General features: G+C 67.8%; 1 protein-coding gene. It reads right to left on the bottom strand.

Annotation, left to right across the window (positions count from 1 at the left end; genetic code table 11):
• On the bottom strand, nucleotides 1-509 hold a 509-nt coding region (locus NOM06_RS20845), incomplete at both ends, for a hypothetical protein (RefSeq protein WP_255913035.1).

Genomic DNA, 509 nt, shown 5'->3' with positions numbered 1-509 from the left:
TGCCGCCGCTGGAAGTCAGCGTCAACACCCCGGTGCCGGCGTTGTAGCTGGCGGCGATGTTGCCGTAGGTAACCGCGCTGCTGTTGCTGAACGCCAGCACGTCTTCGCCGCTGTGGAAGTTGCCGGTGATGGACACGGTGGCGCTGGCCAGTGTGAGGCTGTCTGCGTCCGTCAGCGTGATGCCGGAATCCACCGCCACCGGGGTGGCGGCGGTGTTGTCACCGGCGGTAAAGGTCGTGCTGCCACCGCTGGCGGAGGCGATCGGGGTCTGGTCGGTGGCCGCCACCGTCACCGTGCGCGTCACCGTTGCGCTGTCCTTGCTGCCGTCACTGACGCTGAAGCTGACGGTGCGGGTGGCGGTGTTGGGTGTGATGGCACTGTCGGTGTAGGTCACCGCTCGCAAGGCGGCCTGCCACTGCGCCAGTGTGGCGATGCCGCCGCTGGAAGTCAGCGTCAACACCCCGGTGCCGGCGTTGTAGCTGGCGGCGATGTTGCCGTAGGTAACCGCG

The sequence above is a fragment of the Aeromonas sp. JL9 genome (assembly GCF_024436075.1).
Taxonomy (GTDB): Bacteria; Pseudomonadota; Gammaproteobacteria; order Enterobacterales; family Aeromonadaceae; genus Aeromonas; species Aeromonas veronii.
Note: the sequence above shows the minus strand (reverse complement) of the source record. Positions and strands in the feature narration are given on the sequence as shown.